Annotated in this window: 25 protein-coding genes; 20 read left to right on the plus strand and 5 right to left on the minus strand. The window is 56.5% G+C overall.

Annotated elements, in window-relative coordinates; all coding sequences use genetic code 11:
- Positions 1-78 precede the first annotated feature (78 nt).
- Positions 79-1,143, plus strand: a complete 1,065-nt coding sequence (locus NFU03_RS00910; protein ID WP_251635299.1) for a CAP domain-containing protein — start codon at positions 79-81, stop codon at positions 1,141-1,143.
- Between the two features lie 4 nt (positions 1,144-1,147).
- Here NFU03_RS00910 and NFU03_RS00915 read toward each other — a convergent pair whose 3' ends face one another.
- Positions 1,148-1,885, minus strand: coding sequence for an amino acid kinase family protein (locus tag NFU03_RS00915; protein ID WP_251635301.1), 738 nt, complete (start codon positions 1,883-1,885; stop codon positions 1,148-1,150).
- A gap of 113 nt (positions 1,886-1,998) precedes the next feature.
- Between NFU03_RS00915 and NFU03_RS00920 the strand changes: the two genes are divergently transcribed.
- Positions 1,999-3,432: a Mur ligase family protein gene (locus NFU03_RS00920; RefSeq protein WP_251635303.1), complete on the plus strand. Its 1,434-nt coding sequence runs from the start codon at positions 1,999-2,001 to the stop codon at positions 3,430-3,432.
- A 64-nt stretch (positions 3,433-3,496) separates the two neighbouring features.
- A complete protein-coding gene (locus NFU03_RS00925; RefSeq protein WP_251635306.1) occupies positions 3,497-3,940 on the plus strand; it encodes a YlbF/YmcA family competence regulator in 444 nt (147 codons plus the stop codon).
- A 91-nt stretch (positions 3,941-4,031) separates the two neighbouring features.
- Here the strand turns inward: NFU03_RS00925 and NFU03_RS00930 are convergent, their stop codons facing one another.
- Positions 4,032-4,811, minus strand: a complete 780-nt coding sequence (locus NFU03_RS00930; RefSeq protein ID WP_251635308.1) for a PI-PLC domain-containing protein — start codon at positions 4,809-4,811, stop codon at positions 4,032-4,034.
- A gap of 129 nt (positions 4,812-4,940) precedes the next feature.
- On the opposite strand from NFU03_RS00930, the gene NFU03_RS00935 reads away from it, so the two are divergent.
- The gene (locus tag NFU03_RS00935; RefSeq protein WP_251635310.1) at positions 4,941-5,213 is read left to right on the plus strand and encodes a YlbG family protein; all 273 of its coding nucleotides are present in this window, start codon (positions 4,941-4,943) and stop codon (positions 5,211-5,213) included.
- Positions 5,214-5,215: 2 nt separating this feature from the next.
- Here the strand turns inward: NFU03_RS00935 and NFU03_RS00940 are convergent, their stop codons facing one another.
- On the minus strand, positions 5,216-5,608 hold the full coding sequence (locus NFU03_RS00940) for a DUF7147 family protein (RefSeq protein WP_251635312.1): 393 nt from the start codon (positions 5,606-5,608) through the stop codon (positions 5,216-5,218).
- 99 nt (positions 5,609-5,707) lie between these two features.
- Here NFU03_RS00940 and rsmD point away from each other — a divergent pair, with 99 nt between their 5' ends.
- Both rsmD and coaD read left to right on the plus strand, forming a co-directional pair.
- Positions 5,708-6,256 (plus strand): 16S rRNA (guanine(966)-N(2))-methyltransferase RsmD, encoded by a 549-nt coding sequence (gene rsmD, locus NFU03_RS00945; RefSeq protein ID WP_251635314.1) that lies wholly within the window; start codon positions 5,708-5,710, stop codon positions 6,254-6,256.
- Positions 6,257-6,262: 6 nt separating this feature from the next.
- Entirely contained in the window at positions 6,263-6,745 is a 483-nt protein-coding gene (coaD, locus tag NFU03_RS00950) for a pantetheine-phosphate adenylyltransferase (protein WP_251635316.1), read from the plus strand.
- Positions 6,746-6,823: 78 nt separating this feature from the next.
- On the opposite strand, the gene NFU03_RS00955 is transcribed toward coaD, so the two are convergent.
- Positions 6,824-7,714, minus strand: a complete 891-nt coding sequence (locus NFU03_RS00955) for a hypothetical protein (protein WP_251635318.1) — start codon at positions 7,712-7,714, stop codon at positions 6,824-6,826.
- 181 nt (positions 7,715-7,895) lie between these two features.
- Here NFU03_RS00955 and NFU03_RS00960 point away from each other — a divergent pair, with 181 nt between their 5' ends.
- Positions 7,896-8,924, plus strand: a complete 1,029-nt coding sequence (locus NFU03_RS00960) for a SepM family pheromone-processing serine protease (RefSeq protein ID WP_309296243.1) — start codon at positions 7,896-7,898, stop codon at positions 8,922-8,924.
- Between the two features lie 13 nt (positions 8,925-8,937).
- Here NFU03_RS00960 and NFU03_RS00965 read toward each other — a convergent pair whose 3' ends face one another.
- A complete protein-coding gene (locus tag NFU03_RS00965) occupies positions 8,938-10,164 on the minus strand; it encodes a nucleotidyltransferase (RefSeq protein ID WP_251635321.1) in 1,227 nt (408 codons plus the stop codon).
- A 135-nt stretch (positions 10,165-10,299) separates the two neighbouring features.
- On the opposite strand from NFU03_RS00965, the gene NFU03_RS00970 reads away from it, so the two are divergent.
- The 13 genes from NFU03_RS00970 (at position 10,300) to NFU03_RS01030 (ending at position 23,046) form a co-directional block, all read left to right on the plus strand.
- Complete coding sequence (locus NFU03_RS00970; protein ID WP_251635323.1) at positions 10,300-10,833, plus strand: YceD family protein; 534 nt, start codon at positions 10,300-10,302, stop codon at positions 10,831-10,833.
- Positions 10,834-10,855: 22 nt separating this feature from the next.
- Positions 10,856-11,029, plus strand: coding sequence for a 50S ribosomal protein L32 (gene rpmF, locus NFU03_RS00975; protein WP_251635325.1), 174 nt, complete (start codon positions 10,856-10,858; stop codon positions 11,027-11,029).
- 112 nt (positions 11,030-11,141) lie between these two features.
- Positions 11,142-11,915 carry an enoyl-CoA hydratase/isomerase family protein gene (locus tag NFU03_RS00980; protein ID WP_251635327.1) on the plus strand — a complete coding sequence of 258 codons (774 nt, stop codon included), beginning with the start codon at positions 11,142-11,144 and terminating at the stop codon, positions 11,913-11,915.
- A gap of 115 nt (positions 11,916-12,030) precedes the next feature.
- Positions 12,031-12,246: a biotin/lipoyl-binding carrier protein gene (locus NFU03_RS00985; protein WP_251635328.1), complete on the plus strand. Its 216-nt coding sequence runs from the start codon at positions 12,031-12,033 to the stop codon at positions 12,244-12,246.
- Between the two features lie 25 nt (positions 12,247-12,271).
- Positions 12,272-13,825 (plus strand): acyl-CoA carboxylase subunit beta, encoded by a 1,554-nt coding sequence (locus NFU03_RS00990; RefSeq protein WP_398289505.1) that lies wholly within the window; start codon positions 12,272-12,274, stop codon positions 13,823-13,825.
- 76 nt (positions 13,826-13,901) lie between these two features.
- The gene (locus NFU03_RS00995) at positions 13,902-14,792 is read left to right on the plus strand and encodes a ketopantoate reductase family protein (protein WP_251635330.1); all 891 of its coding nucleotides are present in this window, start codon (positions 13,902-13,904) and stop codon (positions 14,790-14,792) included.
- Entirely contained in the window at positions 14,789-15,178 is a 390-nt protein-coding gene (locus tag NFU03_RS01000) for a DUF3397 family protein (RefSeq protein WP_251635332.1), read from the plus strand. Before NFU03_RS00995 ends, NFU03_RS01000 begins: the two co-directional genes overlap by 4 nt.
- Positions 15,179-15,268: 90 nt before the next feature.
- Positions 15,269-16,876: a bacillithiol biosynthesis cysteine-adding enzyme BshC gene (gene bshC, locus NFU03_RS01005; protein WP_251635333.1), complete on the plus strand. Its 1,608-nt coding sequence runs from the start codon at positions 15,269-15,271 to the stop codon at positions 16,874-16,876.
- Between the two features lie 182 nt (positions 16,877-17,058).
- Positions 17,059-17,490, plus strand: coding sequence for a division/cell wall cluster transcriptional repressor MraZ (gene mraZ, locus NFU03_RS01010; RefSeq protein WP_251635335.1), 432 nt, complete (start codon positions 17,059-17,061; stop codon positions 17,488-17,490).
- Positions 17,491-17,525: 35 nt separating this feature from the next.
- Positions 17,526-18,458: a 16S rRNA (cytosine(1402)-N(4))-methyltransferase RsmH gene (gene rsmH / locus NFU03_RS01015; protein WP_251635337.1), complete on the plus strand. Its 933-nt coding sequence runs from the start codon at positions 17,526-17,528 to the stop codon at positions 18,456-18,458.
- A 16-nt stretch (positions 18,459-18,474) separates the two neighbouring features.
- On the plus strand, positions 18,475-18,843 hold the full coding sequence (gene ftsL / locus NFU03_RS01020) for a cell division protein FtsL (protein ID WP_251635338.1): 369 nt from the start codon (positions 18,475-18,477) through the stop codon (positions 18,841-18,843).
- 38 nt (positions 18,844-18,881) lie between these two features.
- Positions 18,882-21,077: a penicillin-binding transpeptidase domain-containing protein gene (locus NFU03_RS01025; protein ID WP_251635341.1), complete on the plus strand. Its 2,196-nt coding sequence runs from the start codon at positions 18,882-18,884 to the stop codon at positions 21,075-21,077.
- A gap of 55 nt (positions 21,078-21,132) precedes the next feature.
- Positions 21,133-23,046, plus strand: a complete 1,914-nt coding sequence (locus NFU03_RS01030; RefSeq protein WP_483882472.1) for a penicillin-binding transpeptidase domain-containing protein — start codon at positions 21,133-21,135, stop codon at positions 23,044-23,046.
- Positions 23,047-23,082 lie beyond the last annotated feature (36 nt).

Below are 23,082 nucleotides of genomic sequence, written 5' to 3' on the forward strand. Positions count from 1 at the left end.
AGAGGGAAAAGAGTGACTTCCTGCTGTGAAGTTGATTACAATAGAAGGAGAGGCAGCTGAAAGAAGGTGCTAGGGGAAATGAAACGGATATGGAAAGTTGCGCTGCTGTTAGTAGTTGTCCTGGCATTCTTTTACTTCTGGGACGACGGCATACGGGAGAACGATCCGCTGGAGTCCCCTGTGAAACCGGGGACGGCGATCAGCGGAGGGGAAGGATCTCAGCAGCAGGCAGGCAATATGGCGCCGCGGCCGGTCCGGGGGATCTCGACATGGGTCGGACAGCCGGCGTCCAAGCTGACGGACAAAATGGGGAATCCCGATCGGAAAGACTTGTCCGCGTATGGATTCGAGTGGTGGATCTATAATACGAAGCCGATGATCATGGCTGGCGTAGCGGAAGGGACAGTCAACCAGATCTACAGCGGGGACCGGGAAGCGGATGTGTACCCGTATGTCAACGGGCAGAGCAGTGAAGACATCTACCGCAGTTCGCTGATCGAGTCGGAACTCGAAGTCGGCGTAGGGGAGAACCAGTACACGTTCGTGCTTAATGGTGAAGACGTGAAAAACAAGATGCTCATCCAATATGACGGCCTGTTCGCCCAGCTCTATATCGACGAGACCGGCGAGGAGCTGGAGGGGGTCCGGTTCATCGACCCGATGACGCTCGTCAAGCAGCAGCCGTATGACCTGTTCTACAAGGGCGAGATGGTGGACGTGAAGAAGCCGTCGTCCGACGACCAGTTTGCCGTCGACCGGGCGCTTGAACGGCAGATCCTCGATATTACGAACCTGTACAGGACGAATCACGAACTGGGCAGGCTGAAGAGGGACTACCGGTTGCAGGTGGTCGCGAGGGAACATAGCAAGGAGATGGCCCTGCAAAATTATTTCTCACAGGACTCACCGACATCCGGATCGCTGTCGAACCGGCTGGAGCTGGCGGGTATCACCGTGAAGAAAGCGGGGGAGAATATCGCGCTGAATTATACGGACGCCATCGAAGCCGTCCATGGCTGGCTGAATTCCCCCGCGCACAGGGAAGTGCTGCTCGACAGGGATTTCTCCCATATCGGCACAGGGGTCTATGGAAATTACTACACCCAGAATCTCATACAGGAAACGGAAAAACCAGCTCCCTGACAGGTCAAGGAGCCGGCATGACCCACGTTCCCGGTTCGGCTCCGGCAATCCCGCGTATATATAGAGGGGTTGCCGTTTTTTTTGCGTGATCCGCAGCACGCTGCTGGATGACCGGCCGGCCGGTTTCAAGGTAGGGGAACAGTTCGTCGATCGTCAGTGTGTCCAGCTTGCGGGCATCTTCGTATTCGTGCGGATCGGCGGACATGACGCCCGGGACGTCCTTGAAGAATTCGACGTGGCTCGCTCTGAGGGCATTTCCGAGGACGACAGCTGTCAAGTCACTGCCTCCGCGGCCGAGCGTCATGTAGTCGCCTTCCTCACTGATCCCCTGGAATCCGGGCACGATGACGCATCGGAACTGCCGGAATGCCTGCTCATATGAGCTTGTCTCCACTTGTTCGATGGAAGCACCGCTGAATGCGCCGGCAGTCAGGATACCGGACTGGCGGCTGTGCATGACTTTGTTCGGTACACCGGCTTCCGCCAGCTCCGCACTGAGGACGGCTGCCGCGATCAGCTCCCCGCAGGACGCTGCCAGATCCCAGGCAGCGGTGGCAGGACGGAACGAAGGCGTGATGGACAATATCCGGTCTGTGGAATACGGACTCTCCTGACGGCCGATTGCAGAAACGACAGCGGCGACGGTGCCGTGCTCCGCGAGCCCTTCCCTGATCCGCTCAATACATAATCGGCGCAGCCTGCGGTCTTTCATGGCAGCGCCGCCGAATTTCTGAATGATCATCTCGTCTCCCAACTTTCTTTCGTGACATTTGCTCAGGACGTTTCATACCTTACAGTAGGTTCATCCTTACTATATTCTGCAGATCGGAAAACGTTCGGGAAGGAGTCATGCATATGTATCTGATTGAATTGCTCAGGAACTGGCCTTGCACGGTCAACGGGAACTGGCGGGATGTGGTCATCAGGAAGGTGACGGAACACCCCGCACGCGCGGAGGCCGGCAGTCTGTTCGTCGCCCGGAAAGGCGCAAGCTACGACGGCCATCATGCGATCAACGAAGCCATCACGAATGGAGCGGACGCTGTGGTGATCGACCGCCCTGTCTCTTCCGCCATGATTTCTGCATGGTCTGCTGCTGGGACTGCCGTGATCACCGTCCCTGACAGCAGCCGGTTTTTGTCATTCTGCGCAGCTGAACTGGCAGGCAATCCGTCACACGATCTGAAAGTGATCGCAGTGACGGGCACGAACGGCAAAACGACAGTGACGCATTTCATCGGCCAGCTGCTCGGCGGGATGGGAGTGCCGGCTGCTGTCATCGGAACGACGGGCTGCTATATCGGCGGTGAGCGTCTGGACATCGACATCCCGCCGCTCACCACGCTGACAGCTGAATATCTGCATCCGCTGCTGAGTGAGTGCCGTGCACGGGGGGTGACGCACGCAGCGCTCGAAGCGTCCTCGATCGGCCTCGAGAAAGGCCGCCTGACAGACTGTGGGATCGATATCGGCATCCTTCTGAATATCGGGGCGGATCACTTTGAGGATCATGGAGGAAGGTCCGGGTATATCGCTGCGAAGAAACTGCTGTGCTCGCTGTCGGATCAGATGATCGTCAACGAAGAGGACGCGGTGTGCATGGAGATGACGGCATGCTGTGAAGTTCCTGTGCACCGTTTCAGCCGGGACCGCTTCCTCGACCAGTCGATCGACGGGGACACGGCGGCGAGGCTGCCTGCCGGGCTGCACAACCGGCTTAACGCGATGGCCGCAGCTTCAGCTGTCAGGCTGCTCGGGTTCCCTGCAGAAGCCATCAGCAGGTCGCTCGGCTCCCTTACGCTGCCGCCGGGCCGGCTCCAGCTTGCGGAACAGTACAGCAGGAAAGTGTATATCGATTATGCCCACTCACCGGATGCGCTGGAAGCCGTCCTGAAGGCGGTGACTGGACTGAATCCGAGGAAGCTTGTCTGTGTGTTCGGCTGCGGCGGGAACCGGGACCGGGAGAAACGGCCGCTGATGGGAAAGATTGCCGAACAGTATTGCGACCATGTCATCGTGACGGCAGACAATCCGAGAGACGAGGATCCGGCTGTCATCGCGCAACATATATTGGCAGGGGTGGAAAAGCCGCACCGGTTCACCGTCGAACTGGACCGGAGAAAGGCGATCCGCCAAGCCGTCAGTATGAGCGAGCCCGATGATATCGTCATCATCGCCGGCAAAGGCCATGAAGCGGTCCAGATCGTCAATCAGGACCGTTTTTCACTCTCCGATTATTCCGAAGCGGTCGCAGCCCTCGACGCCATCCGGTCACATACCCGTACGTGAAGAACAACGGGTGCGTTTTTTCCCTCTATTTGGTATACTGAAAGAGAATGGAGGGAATGCACCTATGATGATGACCAACGAATGGCTCGACATCATCGAACAGACAGACGAACTGGCTGAATGGATACTGTCATCCGACGTCCTGTCCGACTACCGCTCCGCTCATCGGGCTGTTTACGGGGATCCCGGATTGGTCCGGCAGATCCGGGATTTCTCCGAAATGAAAGAGCGATACGAGGAAGTGCAGCGGTTCGGACGGTACCATCCGGATTATAATAGAGTGATGAAATCGATCCGCCTCGACAAGCGGGCGTTAGATATGAACGAAAAGATCGCAGCCCTGCGGCTTGCGGAAAACGATGTCCAGCACTTGCTGGACGAAATCAGCGCGATGATCGCACACTCGGTTTCCCTGTCGGTGAAACTGCCGTCCGATAACTCGTTCGTGACGGATACAGGCTGCGGAGGCAGCTGCGGAACGGGCGGCGGGTGTTCGTGTTCCGCCTGACGACCGGCAAAAAACAGCATCAGGCATAGAGAAAAGGCTGTCCAGCATCCCTGCGTCCGCAGGAGCTGTGACAGCCTTTTTTCGGTACCTTCTATTCAGTGAGCGGCTCAAGCAGTCCGATCACTCCAGCTGCATCCGCAGTCAGGAAACCCGACACACCGGCCCTGGCAAGTCTGACGACCGTTTCAGGCGGTGCGTTGTCGAGATAGACCGCGATGTTCAGCTTCTGCAGGAATTGGATGAAGCCTTCGTTTGCGGGCTGGAAAGGACCCAGCTTCCCGGACAGGACGAAGAAGTCGCTCCTCGGCTTGTACAGATGGCCGAACCGGCTCGTGTACGCTGCATATGCCTGTTTGAGCTCTTCCCGGCCCGCCCCGGCGGCAGCCCGGTTCTGCGTATAGAGATTGAAGCGGTCGACCTGTTCGTCATACGCACTGATGACTGCGACATGATCTTGTGCACTGCATTCTTCCAGCAGCTTCCACAGCTTCGAAGGCATCAGGCTGCCCTCGTACGTATCGGGGGAATCGACCAGTCTGACGACGAACAGCAGATGAGGATAAGCCTGAAGCAGATCGCGCAGCAGAAGAGGATCATGGCTGTCTGCATTATGTTCGGGTCCGAGGACGATCTCCTCCTCGGGAGTCAGCCGGATATCCATGGCGAGGCCATGTGCGCCGCTTGCCGCGGCACTCTCCGCCAGGCGCAGGCTCTCCTCGGGGCCATTGAGCTGCTGGAGGACGACCGGCCCCTCGAATTGAAGCGCTTGCTTGTCATCCCGTGCCGCTGGTCTGATAAGTGCCTTGGAGGCAGCCCAGGCGGCTGCTCCGGCAGCGCCGACAGAAAGGGCGACTTTCGTTTTCTTTCCCATGTCCCATTCCTCCTCTTATGCAATGCGTTGGGTCCATTATATGACAGAAACGTCAATGTGTCAGTAAAGTCCGGTTGCGGCTTTTTTCACGTCTATGGTATTGTAAAAGGTAAGAAAAGAGGGATACTATTGGTTGAACGTCAAGGAGTCATCATTTACCTGCACCATTTGAAACAGGCAAAATCGTTTCGTAAATATGGCCACGTCCACTATATCTCAAGGCGCATGAAGTACGTCGTGCTCTACTGCCGGCAGGAAGAAGTCGATGATGTCATCCGCAGAGTGGAGAAACTGTCTTCCGTGAAGAAAGCGATCCCTTCCTACCGGCCGTTCGTCCGGACGGAGTATGAAAACGCACGTCCGGACAAAGCGAAGGAATACGATTACAAGACCGGACTGTAAGGTCAGTCGAGAGGCGGCAGCAGATGGTTGAGCCGCAGGACACCTGTGACGTATTGGTAAAAAAGGTTCGTCTCCGGGAATTCCGATGAATGCTTCAGTCCGACGGTAACAGGGCGGCTGCCCGCTGCAGATGCAGCTTCCTCGAAGACAAGCTGCCGCTTGGAGACCGGTTCTGTGCGGAACGGGATCCCTTCCCGGCAAATATAGATCGGATAGAACCCGCCCTCACCGGCAGGGGAGAAAGAAGCCGCGAGGGACACGACCTTCTTGCCCGCAATTTCAGATGTGAACACGAATGTCCGCTGCAGACGGCCGGCATTCGTCTTGATGAGTTCACATAGTTCGAAGATATCAGAGTACCCTTCGCCAAGTTCAATGAATCGCTGCTGTTTCATAAGGGAGCACACCTTTCAGGAAGTATCCCCCCTATGATAGCATGCCGGCCGGTTCTTTGCAGTCAGGACTTGCAGGGGCGTACGGAAGGAGCACCACCGATGAGAGTGATCGCAGGAACACGGAGAGGCATCCCGCTGAAGACGATAAACGGTACAGCGACACGGCCGACATCCGACAAAGTGAAGGAAGCGCTGTTCAGCAAACTGGGCGGGTTCTTCGACGGAGGAACGGCAGTCGAGCTGTTCGGCGGCAGCGGTTCGCTGTCGCTGGAAGCGCTATCCCGCGGAGCGGAGGAAGCGTGGGCGTTCGAGAAAAATCCGAAAGCGTGCGCTGTCATGGAAGAGAATGCAGCCAAGTGCCACTTCACTGAAGAGCTGCACATTGTCCGCGGGGACGCCCGGAGTGCAGCCGGCCGCCTCAAAAAAGAAGGGGTGAAGGCGGACTTGCTTTTCCTCGATCCGCCGTATGCAAAACAGGAATTCTACGATATCGCGCAGCAGTTCGCGGAAAACGGGCTTCTCTCGGATCAGGCCGTCATCGTCTGCGAACACGACAAACAGCTGGAACTGCCCCGTGCATTCGGGGAATTCACAACGGACGGTCCGACCGTCTACGGGGGCAGCGCACTATCTATTTACAGGAAATGAGGGTGTATGATGGGGAAAGTTGCAGTAGTGCCGGGGAGTTTCGATCCATTGACGAACGGCCATCTCGATATTATAAAACGGGCGATCAAAATCTTCGATGAAGTGCACGTCGCGGTCATGCACAATTCATCGAAAAAACCGCTCTTCTCGGTGGAGGAGCGGCAGCAGCTCATAGCGCAGGCGACCGCGGAGTATCCGACCGTCAAGATCGACTCCTCTTCAGGGCTTCTGATCGATTACGCTAAGAGCATCAACGCACATGCAATCGTCCGGGGTTTGCGGGCAGTGTCCGATTTCGAATATGAAATGCAGATCACTTCCATGAACCGGTTCCTGGATGAGGAGATCGAGACGTTCTTCGTCATGACGAAGAACCAATACTCGTTCCTCAGCTCGAGCATCGTCAAGGAAGTCGCCAAATACGGAGGGGACGTGTCAGCACTCGTACCGGAAGCGGTGGAGCGGGCACTGAGGAAGAAGTATACATAAACAGGGAATGGGAAGGCATCGGCCCTTCCCATTTTTCAATGGTCCGCCATGTGCAGGAGGATTCGGCTCAACCGTCCGTCAGAGGAGCAGATAAAGGAAGATCGGGACCGCCGCCACGCTGAAGATCCGGCCGATCACATACGGTCTCAAGGAGAGCCCTGCCGACCGGGCGATCACGAAGACCTGCATGTGGATACTCAGTCCGTTGACGGAAAGGATGGCCGCGATCAGATACGGGAAGATCGGCGAGCCGTAGAAGTGCTGCGCCGCCGACTGGACACCGGACGTCATTTCGAACAATGACAATACAGCCGTCTTGACGATTCCCATCTCGACGGAGGCGGCCGCCTGGATCACGTTCGTCAGGACGCTGCCGAGCGAAGAGAAGAAGACGACGGTCGTTGCGACCAGTATGATGATGGAGGAACTCTCCTTGAACGCATCCAGCAGAGGAGCCGTGCTCAGCTTGCGTTCCGGTGCCGAAGGCTGTCTGTCCCCGTCCCGGATGCGGAACGACAGCAGCACGAGTACGGCTAGGAAAAACAGGATGTTCGCCGCGTGTATGGCCAGCAGCAGCTTCCAGCCGGACAGCGTATCCCCGAACAGTTCCAACCCGACATACCCGACGATGAACATCGGACCCGGGGCATGGCAGGCCGCCAGGAGCAGACTGCTTTCGTAGGCCGACAGCTGGCCGTTCCGCTTCATCTCACTGACGGTCACGGCGCCTACCGGGAAACCGCCGAAGCTCCCGAGCGTATAGGCTTTCAAGTATCGGAGCCAGCCGTGTGAATTTGTTCCGGAAGCCGGTAATTTCAATAGCCATTGGGTAAGAATGATATAGGGGAGCAAATAGGGAAGCAGGGCTTGTGCGAACAGGGATGCCCCTGAAACAGCGCCGTCATGGGCGATGCCCGGCTGGAGGATGAACAGCGCGATCAGCGCCCAGATCATGATGACATTCACCATGCGTTTTCTGCGCAGGGGGACGGGAGTGATTTCACGGATGCGGCTCCTTTCGTGACAGTCTGGACAGCACAGTTTCAAATCGTTGTGCTGTGTATTTTTCCGGTGGTACACTTAACCATATGTCAGCCAAGTACAGGCTATTAACGGAGGTGCAGGTAAAATCACTTTTAAACGAATTGGCATCACTGCCCTGCTGGCCGTCCTGGTCACGATTTTCATGGTATACCCGATGGACAGTTACGTTTCCCAGCCGGGAGGCGCATACGAACTGTCGCCGCTCGTCCATGTCGAAGGCGGCGATGAAAAAGACACGGGGACGTTCAGCTTAATGACGATCTCGGTCGGAAAAGCGACACCTGCCACGTACGTGTGGTCCAAAATCTCCGATAAGATGAAACTGCTGCCTGCGAGCACAGTGCGCCGGCACGGGGAGGACGACCGGGAATACAATATCCGCCAGCTGCGTCTCATGACGGACTCGCAATTCAATGCGATCACTGTCGCCTTCGAGAGAGCGGGCAAACCTGTCGAAATCGACTTCGCCGGCATTTATATCCAGCACGTCGTGGACGGCAGCGCATCGGACGGCAAGCTGGAGGCCGGCGACCGGATCACAGGGGTGGACGGCAAAAGATTAGTCGAACCCGATCAATTCGCCGCGTATGTGACCGATCAGCGCAAAGGTGACACGCTCGAAGTGGAAGGGGAGCGGGAAGGGAAACCGTTCAAGACGGATATCACCCTGAAAGAGATCCCTGAAGCGAAAGGGAAAGTCGGCCTCGGCATCCAGTACCAGGAAGACCGGTCGCTGAAAACGATCCCGAAAGTCACGTTCAACACATCCGAGATCGGCGGTCCGTCAGCAGGACTGATGTTCACGCTTGAAATCATCAACCAGCTGGATGAGCGGGACATCACGAAAGGCTATACGGTCGCCGGGACCGGTGAAATGCTGCCGGGCGGCACGGTCGGCCGGATCGGCGGCATCGACTTCAAAGTGATGGCAGCGGACAGGGACGGCATGGAGATCTTCTTCGCCCCCGACGATGAGCTGCCTGACGAAGTGAAAGCAGCCAACCCGGGAATCCGCAGCAACTATGAAGAAGCCGCGGAGACCGCAAAAAAAATCGGCACGAAGATGAAGATCGTGCCGGTGAAAACGGTCGATGACGCATTGGATTATCTGGACAGACTGGAACCGAAAAAGTGACAGGGAACCGGAATCAGCCTTCCATGATCGGCGGCGTCCTGTAGTCCAGGCCGATGAGCGGCTCCAGCGGGTCGATCCCGAAAGCATAACTGTCGGAGACACGGGCGGAGAGCCTGGCCGCTGCACTGTCGTGCGAAGCGAGCCGGCTGACTGCAGGCAGCGTCATGTCTTCCTTATGGAGCTTCAGATAGCGCCGCCCTGCAGGTGTCGCCCCGAGGATCCTCAGGTGATCGGGGGCAGCTGCTTCGTCACGCATGTCCTTCGTGACGCCGGTATAGATATGGGTCAGCATCCTCTGCAGGCGCGTCCACGTATACCGTTTCGACTTTACCCTGGCCATGAACGACGGAAAGTCCCCGGAAGTCTTGGCTGCCTTGAAGAATGCATTCTCGAGCCCTTCCGCCACGTCCGCAATGCGGGCGAGTTCCACCGGTCCGCTGCGGAGGATCTGGAAACGCAGCTGGGGATAGAACCGTTCCCAGCTGCCGAAATGATTGCGGCTGCCGAGCCAGGTGCTTAACGCTCCGTATGTCGCGTCCGGCACGAACGGCCGGATGCTTTCCAGCGGGCTGCCTGCTGCCGGCCGGCTGAATATCTCTTTCCGGATGCCCGTTGCGCTTGCAATGCGGGAGTGGACGGAAATGTCGTCATAGTAACCGGCGCCGAGTCGCTGTACGGTGAAGGGCGTCATGGCAGACCCGATTGCGGCTGCCGCCTCCATATAATGAAAGCCCAGAATGTTGTTGGGTTTCGACAGATCGACCGTGGATGTCTCGTCCTGATGCTTCCGGACAAGTGATTCATACGCTTCGTTGAGCGCTTTCGGATAACTGATGCCGGTCCTGACGGCTGCCCGGACAGCCTCTTCGTATTTAGGACGCACCGCGCGCAGACGTTCCATCGTCTCCCGGAACGGTCCGATGCTGCCGTTCTCACTGCCGAAGCAGAAGCCTGAGCAGCCCGCCGCATCCAGGAGCCGGATGGCGCCTTCCGAAAAGGCAGGTGCATTCGCCGTTGCGTTCGCATACGGGAGCTCGATGACCAGGTCGACTCCGTTTGCGAGCGCCATCCTGGTCCGCGTCCATTTATCGACGAGCGCAGGCTCGCCGCGCTGCAGGAAATCGCCGCTCATGACGGCGACCACGGCATCCGCGCCGGATTCCAGTTTTGCCTGTTCCGCTTGATAGCGGTGGCCGTTATGGAATGGGTTGTATTCGGCGACAATTCCGACTGCTTTCATATCACTCCACGTTCCTTTCTTTGATTACTGTCAGAAGTTAAGTATAATGAAACAAGAAAAGAAGTGACAAGAAAATATCTTGACATCTTTTTTTATCCGCTATATAATCAAAAGTGTTGTCTTGAGGTGATAGGCATGAAATGGTCAATTCATCAGTTGCGAAAGTTCAAGCAGGGAGCCATACCGCTTGACGAAGTGGTTGATCTTGGAGCTGTTAAGGAACGGAACCCCGAAATTCGGGATATTCCGCCTGTTCAGCTGACTGGTTATTGTACAGTCGGTTCCAAGAAGATATCCTTCCATTTCCGGCTCGAAGGTTCGATGACACTGCCGTGTGCACGCACGTGGCAGGATGTCCATTATCCGTTTCTCATCGAAACGGACGAACAGTTCAGCTGGGACGAACACGTCTTGGCTCAGGACGATGAGATCCATCCGCTTACGGGGGAGATGATCGATCCGATGCCGCTGTTCGAGGAACTGGTTCTTCTTGAAGTGCCGATGCAAGTCTATTGTGATGACGCAGACTCGATGACGGAAGCATCCGGAGCCGGCTGGTCATATACGACGGACGATGAGTACGAGAAGCAGCAGGCTGAGGAGCAGGAAACCAAAACGGACCCGAGACTTGCGGACTTAGCAAGATTTTTTGAATCCGATAACGACTAGTCGAAATAAGGAGGTGCCTCTAATGGCAGTACCAAAGAGAAGAACATCTAAAACCAAAAAGAACATGCGCCGTACCCATTACAAATTGCAAGTTCCAGGTATGACAACTTGTGAAAATTGCGGTGAGTTGAAATTGGCACACCGCATCTGTAAGTCATGCGGTCAATACAAAGGGAAAGTTGTTGTAGGCGAATAATTCAGATTCTGCCGCAATGTCCGGATAGCGCTGCGCTGTCCTGAAGGCTGCCGGGAAACCATGGTTCCCGGCAGCCTTTTTCTATGCAGAAAAATATTCAGGAGGGGTTCGAATGGCATATACATTGACGGAAAATGACGGGGTCCTGACGTTTTCGATCGACCGTCCGGAAGTACGCAATGCGGTCAATCATGACGTGATGGACGGGCTGGAACGCTTCATCGGTAAACTGGAGGAAGATCCGGACGTCAAGTGGGGAGTCATCACTTCGGAAGGCGGGAAAGCGTTCTGTTCAGGAGGGGACCTGGAAGAGTTCCATTCGTTCCGGACAGCGGAAGACGCCCGTCCGATGCTCACCCGCATGACGCGGCTCCTTTATCGGCTGGCGGGCGTGCATGTGCCGGTCGTCGCCCTCATGGACGGAGCGGCGGTCGGCGGCGGCTGTGAACTGGCGGCGGCGTGCGATTTCCGGCTGATGCGGTCCGATGCGAAAGCGGGGTTCATCCAGGGGACGCTCGCGATCACGACAGGCTGGGGCGGGGCGTCACTGCTGTATGAGAAGGACGGGAACCACAGCCGCACTCTGCAGCTGCTAATGGGGGCCGGCGTGCACACCGCCGAAACGCTTGAAGGACTCGGATGGGTGACCGAAGTGTACAGCGGCAGCAAGGAAGCTGCGCTTGACCGGTTCCTCAAGCAGTATGCGGCAATCGCTCCGGGCGTGCTGCGTGCCTACAAAGCGGTGGCTGTCCGCAAGTTCGAATCCGCGGATCTGCAGGGGCGGATGCTGGCCGAATCCGAACAGTGCGCGGTCCTGTGGGAGAGCGAAGCGCACCATGAAGCCGTGAGGCGATTCAGGGAAAAGAAGCAGCCCAGTGAAGATTGAATTTTCAAAAGACGCAAGAATAGTTGAAAACGATTTCAATTATCAGATAAACTAGAGAAAGATATTTGAAATCTATCTATCTGATGAGGAAGCGAATGTTGAGGAGGAGAAAGAAATGGCAGAAGTACGTTCATCTATGACAGGCACGGTATTCACGATCGAAGTGGAAGTAGGCCAGGAAGTGAAGAAGGGGGATGTCGTCGTCATCCTCGAATCGATGAAGATGGAAATCCCGGTTGAAGCTGAAATGGACGGCAAAGTCGCTTCCATCGCAGTGAAGGAAGAGGACTTTGTGGATGAAGGGGACGTCATCCTGACATTCGAAGGATAAGCAGATCACAGAAGGGGGAATTGGCGTGACGAACAGCACAGAAGAACAAAAGGGGTATAACGTCAAACTGGACGAGCATCTGGAAACGATCTTTGCGGGCGGTCAGCCGAAATATCACGACAAAGCAGCGGAACAGGGCAAGCTGTTTGTCCGAAAGCGGCTTGAACTGCTCTTCGATAACGGGAAATATACGGAAGACGGCCGTTTCGCCAATTGTGAAGCGGACGGACTGCCGGCGGACGGTGTCGTGACGGCGATGGGGAAAGTCGGCGGGCAGACGGTCTGTGTCATGGCGAACGACTCGACGATCAAAGCCGGGTCGTGGGGATCCCGCACGGTCGAGAAGATCATCCGGATCCAGGAAACCGCTGAAATGCACCGCGTTCCGATGCTCTACCTGGTCGATTCCGCGGGCGCGCGGATCACGGATCAGCTGGACATGTTCCCGAACCGGCGGGGGGCCGGCCGGATCTTCCATAACCAAGTGCGGCTGTCGGGGTTCATCCCCCAGATCTGCCTGCTGTTCGGACCGTCCGCGGCGGGCGGTGCGTACATCCCGGCGTTCTGCGACATCGTCATCATGGTGAAAGGGAACGCTTCGATGTACCTCGGTTCCCCGCGGATGGCGGAAAAGGTCATCGGTCAGAAAGTGTCGCTCGAAGAGATGGGCGGCGCGGAAATGCACTGTTCGGTGAGCGGCTGCGGCGATGTGCTTGCTGAGACTGAAGAGGAAGCCATCGCGGAAGCGCAGCGGTATCTCGCGTTCTTCCCGGCCAACTTCACAGAGGCTGCTCCGCTGAAAGAAGCTGTGCAGGCGAAAGCCGGCCGGACGCTCGAGGAGATCATCCCTGAGAACCAGAACGCGCCGTTCAATATGCATGAGGCGATCGACACGCTGATCGATGCGGACAGTTTCTTCGAAGTGAAGAAGAAGTTCGCACCGGAACTGATCACGGGGCTTGCCCGGATCGACGGCCGGCCTGTCGGGATCATCGCGAACCAGCCGAAAGCGAAAGGCGGGGTGCTGTTCGGCGATTCGGCGGATAAAGGGGCGAAGTTCATCAACCTGTGTGACGCGTTCTCGATTCCGCTGCTGTTCCTTGCCGACGTCCCGGGCTTCATGATCGGGACGAAAGTGGAACGGGAAGGGATCATCCGCCACGGCGCGAAGCTGATCATGGCGATGAGTTCCGCGACGGTGCCGAAGATCTCGGTCGTCGTCCGGAAGGCGTACGGTGCCGGGCTGTATGCAATGGCGGGTCCGGCGTTCGAGCCGGATGTCTGCATCGCCCTGCCGACAGCGCAGATCGCAGTGATGGGGCCGGAAGCGGCGGTCAACGCCGTCTATTCCAATAAGATCGAGGCGATCGAGGATCCGAAAGAGCGCCGTGCATTCGTGCAGGCGAAACAGCAGGAATACAAGGAAGAGATCGACATCTACCGGCTTGCGTCCGAGATGATCATCGACGAAATCGTCAAACCTTCCGATCTGCGTGCCGTCCTTGCAGACCGTTTCGCACTGTACAGCACGAAGGTGGTCCCGCAGCCGCCTCGCAAACATCCGGTCTATCCTGTATAATCCGTCGTACCGCTGCCCGGCCCGTTCCCTGAAGTGGACGGACCGGGCGGCTTTTTCATATGGAAGGGGAGGTAGCATGGATATTGTAATCGGAGGAGCTGGCGCCATTGGACTGCTGATCGGCTCCTGCCTCGCGGAAGCCGGGCATTCCGTTTCATTCTGGACGCGGCGGCCGGAGCAGGCACAGGCGCTCCGGGAAAACGGACTCGTCAGGATCGAGGGCGGATATACGGAGCGTTTCGCTGTCGGGGCATTCACTTCGGTCTGCGAGGCGCCCGCCGGAGCGATGTGGATCGCGGCCGTGAAATCCAGCGGGCTGCCGGCGCTCATCAGCCGGCTCGGGACTGCGGAGCCGCCGGGATATGTGCTGTTCATCCAAAACGGCATCCGCCACTTCGAGGAAGCGGACCGCCTGGATCTCCCGTCGTTCGGATTCGCATCGGTGACCTTCGGAGCCAGGCGTGAAAACGACTGGACGGTCCGCTGTCTCGGCAGGGGGCATATCGAAGCTGCACACTGGCAGGGGGATGCGGGACTGCTGGATACTTTGCTGCACAGCGCTTCCCCGGTGTTTCCGATCGTCCGGCAGGCGGATGCGGAATCGATGCTGTACCGGAAAGTGTTCGTCAACTGCTGCGTCAATCCGCTGACAGCGCTGCTCGGCGTCAAAAACGGGGAACTCCTGAAAAGACCGGCTGCACGTGGAATGATGGAAGCGGTATATGGGGAACTGGCTGCAGCGTATCCGGACATCGCTGGACAGATTGCGTTCAGCGACGTGGAAGCGGTCTGCTCCAATACGGCCGGGAATGAATCCTCCATGCTGACGGACCGGAGAAAGGGCGTGCCGATGGAGACCGATACGATCGTGACGGCAGTGATCGGCAGGCGCCGGGATGAAATGCCTATGCTCGGTCTTCTCGAATCGCTCCTGAAAGCGATTGACGAAAGGGAAGAAAGCCTATGATCGACGTATTCCAGCGCATCCTTACGCTTTTCATTGCGGTGCCATATGTCCTGACAGCTGCAGTGTTCGCAGTCAGCAGACTGACGGGCCGCACACCGGTCAAATCGTTCCGGATTGCTGCTGACTGCACTGTCCCTTTCCTGATCCTCGCTGCACGGGTCATGATGAACGGGATGATCCCGAAAGCCGGAGCCGTGCTTCTGATCGGCATCCTGGCTGCCGGTATCAGCTGTGCGGTGGCCGAGCGGCTGCGCAGCAAGGAATTCAGGACGCGGCTCATGCTGCGCAACTTGTGGCGGATGCTGTTCATCGGTTTTTCCCTCATCTATATTCTGCTTGTGCTGGCCGGCCTCGTGATGGGCGTAGTGAGCTTCACTTCGGGCTAGGCGGCGAGCGTATCTGTTAGATGTCTCGGGCAAAAGTGATATACTCAGTCCATACAAAGTACACAGTTGGTGAAAAAAGGGGCTTGAACGATGAAAATCGCATCACGACACTTACATAGAAACGAAGTCATGGACGCTTTCGAGAACAGTCCGGAATTCACGGGGACGTATTTCGACTACGGACGTACCGATACGGACTTCGAAGAGCGGCTGAAAGAAGTACAGGGGCGGACGTACCAGCGGGAGGAACTGGCCGGCGCCATCCGTTCATTCCTTGAACCACACGGACTGTCGGACAGCCAGGCCGCGCATCTCGACGAACTCGCGAGTGACGGGGTCGCCGTGGTCGGAGGGCAGCAGGCCGGGCTTTTGACGGGTCCTCTCTACTCCGTGCATAAGGCGATCACCGTCATCTTGCTGGCACAGGAGAAACGGCGGCAATTGTCCGTGCCGGTCATCCCGGTCTTCTGGATCGCCGGGGAGGATCACGATCTGGACGAAATCAATCACGTATTCACCGAACAGGACGGCCGTCCGGTGAAGCGCCAGTATCCGGAACGGTTCGTCCTGAAGAAGATGGCGTCCGAAACCGTCTACGATCCGGAACAGATGGAGTCGTTCATCCGCCTCGTGTTCCGGGATCACGAAGAAACGGAGTTCACGAAACAGCTTCTCGGCGATACGCTGGAAGCGGTGAAGGCGGAACGGACATTCACAGGTTTTTTCGTCCGTCTCATGAACGGGCTGTTCCGCCACCACGGACTCCTGATGATCGACGCGGCAGACCGGTCGTTCAGGGAGCTCGAGAAAGAGTACTTCAAACAGTTCATCCGTGAATCGGCTGCGGTCGCACAGGCGGTCGCTGATACGGAAAGGAAATTCAGCGATGAAGGCTTCGGCATGCCGATCGAAACGGATGCCGGCGCTGCCAATCTGTTCTACAACCATGAGACAGGCCGGGTGCTGCTGAGCCGTCAGGACGGCCTGTTCGTCAGCGAAGCGGCGGGGCTCCGGTTCACTGAGGAGGAACTGCTCGCAGTGGCGGCCGAAACGCCTTGGCTCCTCAGCAACAATGTCGTGACCCGGCCGATCATGCAGGATCTTACACTTCCGGTCCTGGCATTCGTCGGCGGACCCGGTGAAATCGCGTACTGGTCGCTGCTGAAAGACGCCTTCCATCAGATCGGCATCCGCATGCCGGTCGTCGTGCCGCGGATCTCGATGACGCTCGTGAGCCGGAATGTCCAGCACGCCATGGCGAAAACCGGACTCACGATCGAGGATGTCTTCAACGGCGAAACGATCGTGAAACGGGAAGAGTTCCTCGACGAACAGCGGGATGCGGAACTGGACAGGCTTCTTGAGGAAACGGCAGGGCTGCTGCGTTCCCAATACGGAACAATCATGGATCATATCGAAGATCCTGATCTGAAGTCGCTCGCAGACAAAAACCTGGGCTATCACCTCCGGCAGGTCAAGTTCCTTTCCGATAAAGCGGAGGACGCCCTCTTCCGCAAGTATGCGGCAGCTCTCCGCAGCTATCATCTGCTGGAAGGCGATCTGTATCCGGAACGCAATCTTCAGGAGCGAGTGTACACACCGTTCAGGTATTTGAATGAATACGGACCTGGGCTGATCGACGATCTACTCGGGCAGAATATACCAATGGACGGAAGTCATGTCATCATTACGCTGTAAATTTCCAGAAAAGCATCCTGGATCGTGCTCAAACGCATGATCCGGGATGCTTTTTTGCTGTCACAAATGTAATAATCTCAATGAATGAAGTACAATTGATACATTTTCATTTCAAAACCAAAAATGGGTGGAGGAAAGTGGGGGGATGTGGTACATTAAACTTACATAGTGGGGTGAAGGGTATGTTCATGGGTGAATACCAGCATTCAATCGATACGAAAGGCCGTCTGATCATCCCTTCGAAATTCAGGGAGCATCTTTCCGACGGCTTCGTCATCACCCGCGGACTCGATAACTGCCTCTTCGGCTACCCCATGCAGGAATGGAAGAAACTCGAAGAGAAACTGAAAGCGCTGCCCGTCACGAAAAAAGACGCGCGCGCCTTCACCCGGTTCTTCTTCTCGGGCGCCACGGAAGTGGAACTCGACAAGCAGGGCCGTGTCAATATCCCCGCCTCCCTGATCGGCTACGCGAAAATCGCGAAAGACTGTATGGTGATCGGGGTCTCCGGCCGCTTTGAAATCTGGTCGGAAGAACTATGGAACTCCTACTATGAAGAGTCGGCTGACTCCTTCAACGACATTGCGGAAAACATTATGGACTTTGACTTCTAACTAGAGACTGATGACTCGGAAAGCAGGCGGTACCCGTGTTCGATCATACAACAGTATTACTTCACGAAGCGGTGGAAGGGCTGGCGATCCAGCCTGATGGCATTTACGTCGACTGTACGCTCGGCGGCGCCGGCCACAGTAAAGAGATTGCAAAACAGCTGTCGGACAAGGGCAGGCTGATCTGCTTCGATCAGGACATGACGGCGATCGAAGCTGCAAAAGAGACGCTGCATGACTGCCTGGACCGCGTAACATTCATCCATTCGAACTTCAGCAGGCTGAAAGAGGAGCTGGAAAAGATAGGTGTCCATTCCGTCGACGGGATTCTTTATGACCTTGGTGTTTCTTCGCCCCAGCTCGATACACCGGAACGCGGGTTCAGTTACAACCATGATGCCCCGCTTGACATGCGCATGGATACGACCGCGCCCCTGACAGCTTTCGAAGTGGTCAACGAATGGAGCTACCAGGATCTCATCCGGATCTTCTTCCGGTATGGCGAGGAGAAATTCTCGAAAAGCATTGCACGCAAGATCGAAGAGGCACGTGCGGAAAAGCCGATTGAAACGACTGCGGAACTGGCGGAACTTATCAAAACAGGCATCCCTGCAGCGGCACGCCGGACTGGCGGCCATCCTGCGAAACGGGTGTTCCAGGCGATCCGTATCGCGGTTAATGACGAACTCGGCGCTGCTGAGAAGTCACTGACCGATGCAATCGACCTGCTGAATCCGGGAGGCCGGATCAGCGTCATTACGTTCCATTCATTGGAAGACCGGCTGTGCAAGACGATCTTCAAAGAAGCATCGACGCTTCCGGAACTGCCGCCGAACCTGCCCGTCATCCCTGAAGGGCTCGAAGTGAAACTGAAACTGATTACACGGAAACCGATTGTGCCAAGTGATACAGAAATAGAAGCGAATAAACGGGCACGCTCCGCGAAACTGAGAATCGCCGAGCGCAAGTGAAAGGGGAAAAAGTGGAATGGCATTAGAGCAAAGGAAATTTGAACCTAATTACATACCGGAACAGGAGACGCAGCATACTCCGGCCGCTGCCCCTGCTCCAAAGCCGCGGAGGCTGTTTTCGCCGGGGGAGAAGTTCCTCGCTGTCGTCTTCCTCGCCGCGGTTGTCATGTTCTCGACATCTGTCCTGCATACACAGGCACAGATCAACGATACCAACAAAGACATGCACTACCTATCCAACAAAATCGAGGAAACATCAAAACAAAATATCGAATTGTCCAACCAAGTTAGTGAAAAATCGACGTATGAGCGCATTTGGGAAAAAGCAAAGGAACTCGGCTTGAATCTGAATGAAAGTAACGTAAAGGTCGTGCCTGGACGATGAGGAAAAAGAAATTTCGATTTCAAGGTGGAGCCTTTCTGATGCTTGTATTATTTGGAGGGCTCTTTTTCCTTTTGTTCGGAAGAATGCTCCAGATCCAGATCACCGGCCAGATCGATGGTCGGGCGCTCGCTGCGATGGCCGACCAGAAGTACCTGAAGGAATCGATCCTGCGCGCGGACCGCGGCAAGATCGTCGACCGCACAGGGGAAGTCATCGCAGCCGATACGCTAAGCTACCGCCTTGTGGCCGTCCTGAGCCCGAATGCGAGCAAAGGCTCGAAAAAGCCCCAGCATGTGACGGATTTCAAGAAGACGGCAGAAGTGCTGAGCCGCTACCTCGAAATGGATGAAGCGGATATTCTGAAACGGTTCACCGACGCCCCGGACACAGCCTATCAGATCGAATTCGGCAAAGCGGGCCGTTCCATTTCGAACGAAACCGCAAATGCCATCAAAGAAGAGGACCTGCCCGGCATCCGGTTCTTCGAAGATAAGAAGCGGCTCTACCCGAACGGCAAATTCGCCTCCTACCTGGTCGGTTTCGCCATGCCTGAGGAGATGAAAGACAAATCCGTCCAGACCGTCGGCAAGATGGGGCTCGAGAAGACGTACAACAAACAGCTGACCGGAACAGACGGGAAACTGAACTTCAAGACGGACCGATGGGGCATCCAGCTGCGCGATAACGAAAAACAGATCGAGCCGCCGAAGAACGGGCAGACGATCCAGCTGACCCTCGACAAGACGATCGAGAACTTCACGGAAGACGCACTGAACCGCGCGGAGAAGGAATATGGACCTGAAAAGATGCTCGCGGTCGTCGTCAACCCGAAAACAGGGGAGATCCTCTCCATGAGCCAGCGGCCGTCGTTCCATCCCGGCACGCGTGAAGGACTGACCGGAAACTGGCTCAACGAAGCGGTCGAAGAAACGTTCGAACCCGGCTCGACGATGAAAATGTTCACGCTGGCAGCTGCCATCGAGGAGAACAAATGGGAACCGAACGCTTTCTACAAGTCAGGTGAATACAAGATCTACGACCGAACGATCCGGGACGTCAACAGGACCGGCTGGGGGACGATCACCTACCTGGAAGGGTTCCAGCGGTCGTCGAACGTCTCGATGGCCTATCTGCTCGAGCGGATGGGAGACCAGACATTCATCGACTATCTGAAGAAGTTCGGATTCGGCAAGAAAGTCGGCATCGACCTTCCGAACGAAGCGCCGGGCATCGTGCTCGACAACTATCCGAGTGAGCGGCTGACGACTTCCTACGGACAGGGGTCGACCGTGACGCCGATGCAGATGATCCAGGCCGCGACCGCAATCGCGAATGACGGCAAAATGATGACCCCTTATGTCATCGACCAGATCATCGATCCGAACACCGATAAAGTCATCGAAAAACACGAACCGGAAGCGAAAGAGAGCCCGATCTCCGCAGAAACCGCGAAACGTGTGCGTGAAGTGCTGGCCTCGACAATCACGTCAGAGCACGGGACCGGCAAAAAGTTCGCTCTCGACGGCTATGAAGCGGGCGGGAAGACCGGTACAGCACAGATTCCGAGGACATCCGGCAGCGGCTACAGATCCGGTGACGGCAACTATTTGTATTCGTTCCTCGGAATGGCGCCGATCGATGACCCGCAGCTGCTGACATACGTCCTCGTCCAGCAGCCGAAGCTGAAAGAAGGGAAGTTCGGTTCCGACCCGACTTCGGAAATCTTCACGTCGATCATGGAAAGCAGCCTCAAATACTTGAATATCGCCCCAGACAGCGAGCAGCCCGATAAATCGGTTGAGCTGGAGGACGTGACCGGGAAGTCATCGGACCAGATTGCGGCCGGACTGAAGGAACAGGGACTGACAGCTGTCGTCGTCGGGGAGCCGGGTGAAGTCACTGCACAGTCTCCGGCGGCAGGTACGAAACTTGCCCCGCACTCACTCGTGCTGCTGAAAACATCCGGTAGCACCACCCTGCCGGACTTCACAGGCTGGTCCAAACGGCAGGTGATGGCATTCAGGAGTTTCTCGAACTTGGACATCCGTGTGAACGGGGAAGGCTATGTCGTAAAACAGAGCCTGACACCCGGCGCTTCGGTCTCCGAGCGCGATCCGATCGTCATCACGCTGGAAGAGCCCGAACAGACAACTGTCCCTGCCGATGATCCAGGAACAGAGGAAGAAATGGCTCCGGACGATGGGGAAACGGAAGACGATATTCTCGGTGGATGAATAGCAGCGCACTCCCTCTCATAAATTAGCAGTAAAACGAGAGGTGTGAGTGCTGTTGAAGCAGCTGATCGGAGCTCAGTCGAAGAAGCGGCTGCGTGCCGTCTTCATTATTTTCCTCCTGATGATCGGAGCGACTGTCGGAAAACTATTCCATGCACAGATCATTAAGCACGAATGGCTGAAAGAACGGGCGCAGGCGAACTGGGACAGGGAAATCCCGTTCGGCGGGGTGCGCGGGGATATCGTCGACCGCAATAAACAGCTGATCGTCGGCAACCAGCTTGCCCCGACGCTGTATTTCATGCCTTCCCAGCATCCGGACCCTCCGGAAGCAGCTGCCAAGATCGCAGCCATCCTGAAGACGGATGAAAAGAAACTCGCTGACAAGATGAGCAAAAAGGAATATATGGTGAAGCTCGCACCGGAAGCGAAGAACATCACAAAAGCCCAGGCGGACGAAATCACCGCACTCAAGATCCCGGGCCTCTACACGGGTGTCGACTTCATGAGAAGTTATCCGAACGGGGAGATGCTGTCGCGCCTGCTCGGTTTCACCGGCTATGACGGCCAGGGGCTGGCAGGCATCGAATACGAGTACAATGATTTCCTGAGCGGCAGCGGGGATAAGATCCGCATGTATACCGATGCAAGAGGGGTGCCGCTCCCTCACGTGGATGATGATTTCAAGGACGGGGAGGCAGGTTCCTCCGTCGTCCTGACGATCGACGCGGAAATGCAGCGCATCGTCGAGAGGGAACTGTCGCAGGCGATGGAGAAATACGATGCCGCCCAGGCGCTCGCCATTGTCATGAACCCGAAAACCGGGGAACTGCTGTCGCTCGCGTCGGCACCGTCATTCGATCCGGCCGATTACCAGAAAGCAGACCCGAATATCTACAACCGCAACCTGCCCGTCTGGATGACATTCGAGCCGGGGTCTACATTCAAAATCATGACGCTCGCTGCCGGACTGGAAGAAAAACTCATCGACTTGGACCATGAAACGTTCAACGATCCGGGGTATACTATGGTAGGCGGTGCGCGGCTTCGCTGCTGGAAGCGGGAAGGGCACGGCCACCAGACGTTCCTGGAAGTCGTCGAGAACTCCTGCAACCCGGGGTTCATCGAAATCGGACGGCGTTTAGGCGAGGAACGGCTCTCCAACTACATCCGCAGCTTCGGCTTCGGTGAGTCCACCGGATCAGGTATCGCTGGCGAAGCGAAAGGCATCCTGTTCGCCAAGGATGCATTCGGACCTGTCGAACAGGCGACCACCGCGTTCGGCCAGGGAATCTCCGTCACGCCGATCCAGCAGGTGCAGGCGGTTGCGGCCGCCGTCAATGGCGGGATGCTGTACAAACCGTATATTGTCAAGGAAATACTCGGGCCTGACGGAAAGGCGAAAGTGTCTTACGTACCTGAGCTGAAACGGCGTGTCATCAGTGAAGAGACATCTGCGGAAGTCCGCAAAGCACTGGAATCGGTCGTTGCAAAAGGATCGGGACGGAATGCCTTCGTCGATGAGATCCGGGTCGGCGGAAAAACCGGAACTGCCCAGAAAGTGCAGGACGGTGTCTACAAAGACGGAGACTATATCGTTTCGTTCATCGGCATCGCGCCTTCGAACGATCCGGAACTCGTCGTCTACGTCGCAATCGACAGCCCGAAGAACTCCGTCCAGTTCGGCGGCGTCATCTCGGCACCGATCGTCGGCCGGATCATCGAGGAAATCGCCCCGCTGGCCGGCATCAAACCGCAGAAAGGCCAGCTTGAAAAGGAATACCGCTGGGGAGATCCCCTCACACAGCGCACACCGGACTTGGTCGGCCTGACGAAGAACCAAGTGGCGGAGCAGCAGCATACACTCCGCATCGAATGGCATGGGAAAGGCTCGAAAGTGAAAAAACAGCTGCCCCTTCCAGATACGGAAATCAGCGAAGAAGACGTGATCCACGTCTATACCGAATAACACCATCATCATCAGTGAACCAACGACTCGTTTGGG

The organism is Sporosarcina sp. NCCP-2716, from assembly GCF_023707985.1.
Lineage (GTDB): Bacteria > Bacillota > Bacilli > Bacillales_A > Planococcaceae > Sporosarcina.

Bases quoted from the DNA above. Each gene is read 5' to 3' on its own strand.
- NFU03_RS00920 (WP_251635303.1), top strand. From the start codon at position 1,999: ATGTATCTGATTGAATTGCTCAGGAACTGGCCTTGCACGGTCAACGGG.
- mraZ (WP_251635335.1), top strand. From the start codon at position 17,059: ATGTTCATGGGTGAATACCAGCATTCAATCGATACGAAAGGCCGTCTG.
- NFU03_RS00940 (WP_251635312.1), bottom strand. From the start codon at position 5,608: ATGAAACAGCAGCGATTCATTGAACTTGGCGAAGGGTACTCTGATATC.
- bshC (WP_251635333.1), top strand. From the start codon at position 15,269: ATGAAAATCGCATCACGACACTTACATAGAAACGAAGTCATGGACGCT.
- rpmF (WP_251635325.1), top strand. From the start codon at position 10,856: ATGGCAGTACCAAAGAGAAGAACATCTAAAACCAAAAAGAACATGCGC.
- NFU03_RS00995 (WP_251635330.1), top strand. From the start codon at position 13,902: ATGGATATTGTAATCGGAGGAGCTGGCGCCATTGGACTGCTGATCGGC.
- NFU03_RS00910 (WP_251635299.1), top strand. From the start codon at position 79: ATGAAACGGATATGGAAAGTTGCGCTGCTGTTAGTAGTTGTCCTGGCA.
- NFU03_RS00930 (WP_251635308.1), bottom strand. From the start codon at position 4,811: ATGGGAAAGAAAACGAAAGTCGCCCTTTCTGTCGGCGCTGCCGGAGCA.
- NFU03_RS00980 (WP_251635327.1), top strand. From the start codon at position 11,142: ATGGCATATACATTGACGGAAAATGACGGGGTCCTGACGTTTTCGATC.
- rsmD (WP_251635314.1), top strand. From the start codon at position 5,708: ATGAGAGTGATCGCAGGAACACGGAGAGGCATCCCGCTGAAGACGATA.
- NFU03_RS00915 (WP_251635301.1), bottom strand. From the start codon at position 1,885: ATGATCATTCAGAAATTCGGCGGCGCTGCCATGAAAGACCGCAGGCTG.
- ftsL (WP_251635338.1), top strand. From the start codon at position 18,475: ATGGCATTAGAGCAAAGGAAATTTGAACCTAATTACATACCGGAACAG.
- NFU03_RS00925 (WP_251635306.1), top strand. From the start codon at position 3,497: ATGATGATGACCAACGAATGGCTCGACATCATCGAACAGACAGACGAA.
- NFU03_RS01000 (WP_251635332.1), top strand. From the start codon at position 14,789: ATGATCGACGTATTCCAGCGCATCCTTACGCTTTTCATTGCGGTGCCA.
- coaD (WP_251635316.1), top strand. From the start codon at position 6,263: ATGATGGGGAAAGTTGCAGTAGTGCCGGGGAGTTTCGATCCATTGACG.
- NFU03_RS00965 (WP_251635321.1), bottom strand. From the start codon at position 10,164: ATGAAAGCAGTCGGAATTGTCGCCGAATACAACCCATTCCATAACGGC.
- NFU03_RS00985 (WP_251635328.1), top strand. From the start codon at position 12,031: ATGGCAGAAGTACGTTCATCTATGACAGGCACGGTATTCACGATCGAA.
- NFU03_RS00970 (WP_251635323.1), top strand. From the start codon at position 10,300: ATGAAATGGTCAATTCATCAGTTGCGAAAGTTCAAGCAGGGAGCCATA.
- NFU03_RS00955 (WP_251635318.1), bottom strand. From the start codon at position 7,714: ATGGTGAATGTCATCATGATCTGGGCGCTGATCGCGCTGTTCATCCTC.
- NFU03_RS01025 (WP_251635341.1), top strand. From the start codon at position 18,882: ATGCTTGTATTATTTGGAGGGCTCTTTTTCCTTTTGTTCGGAAGAATG.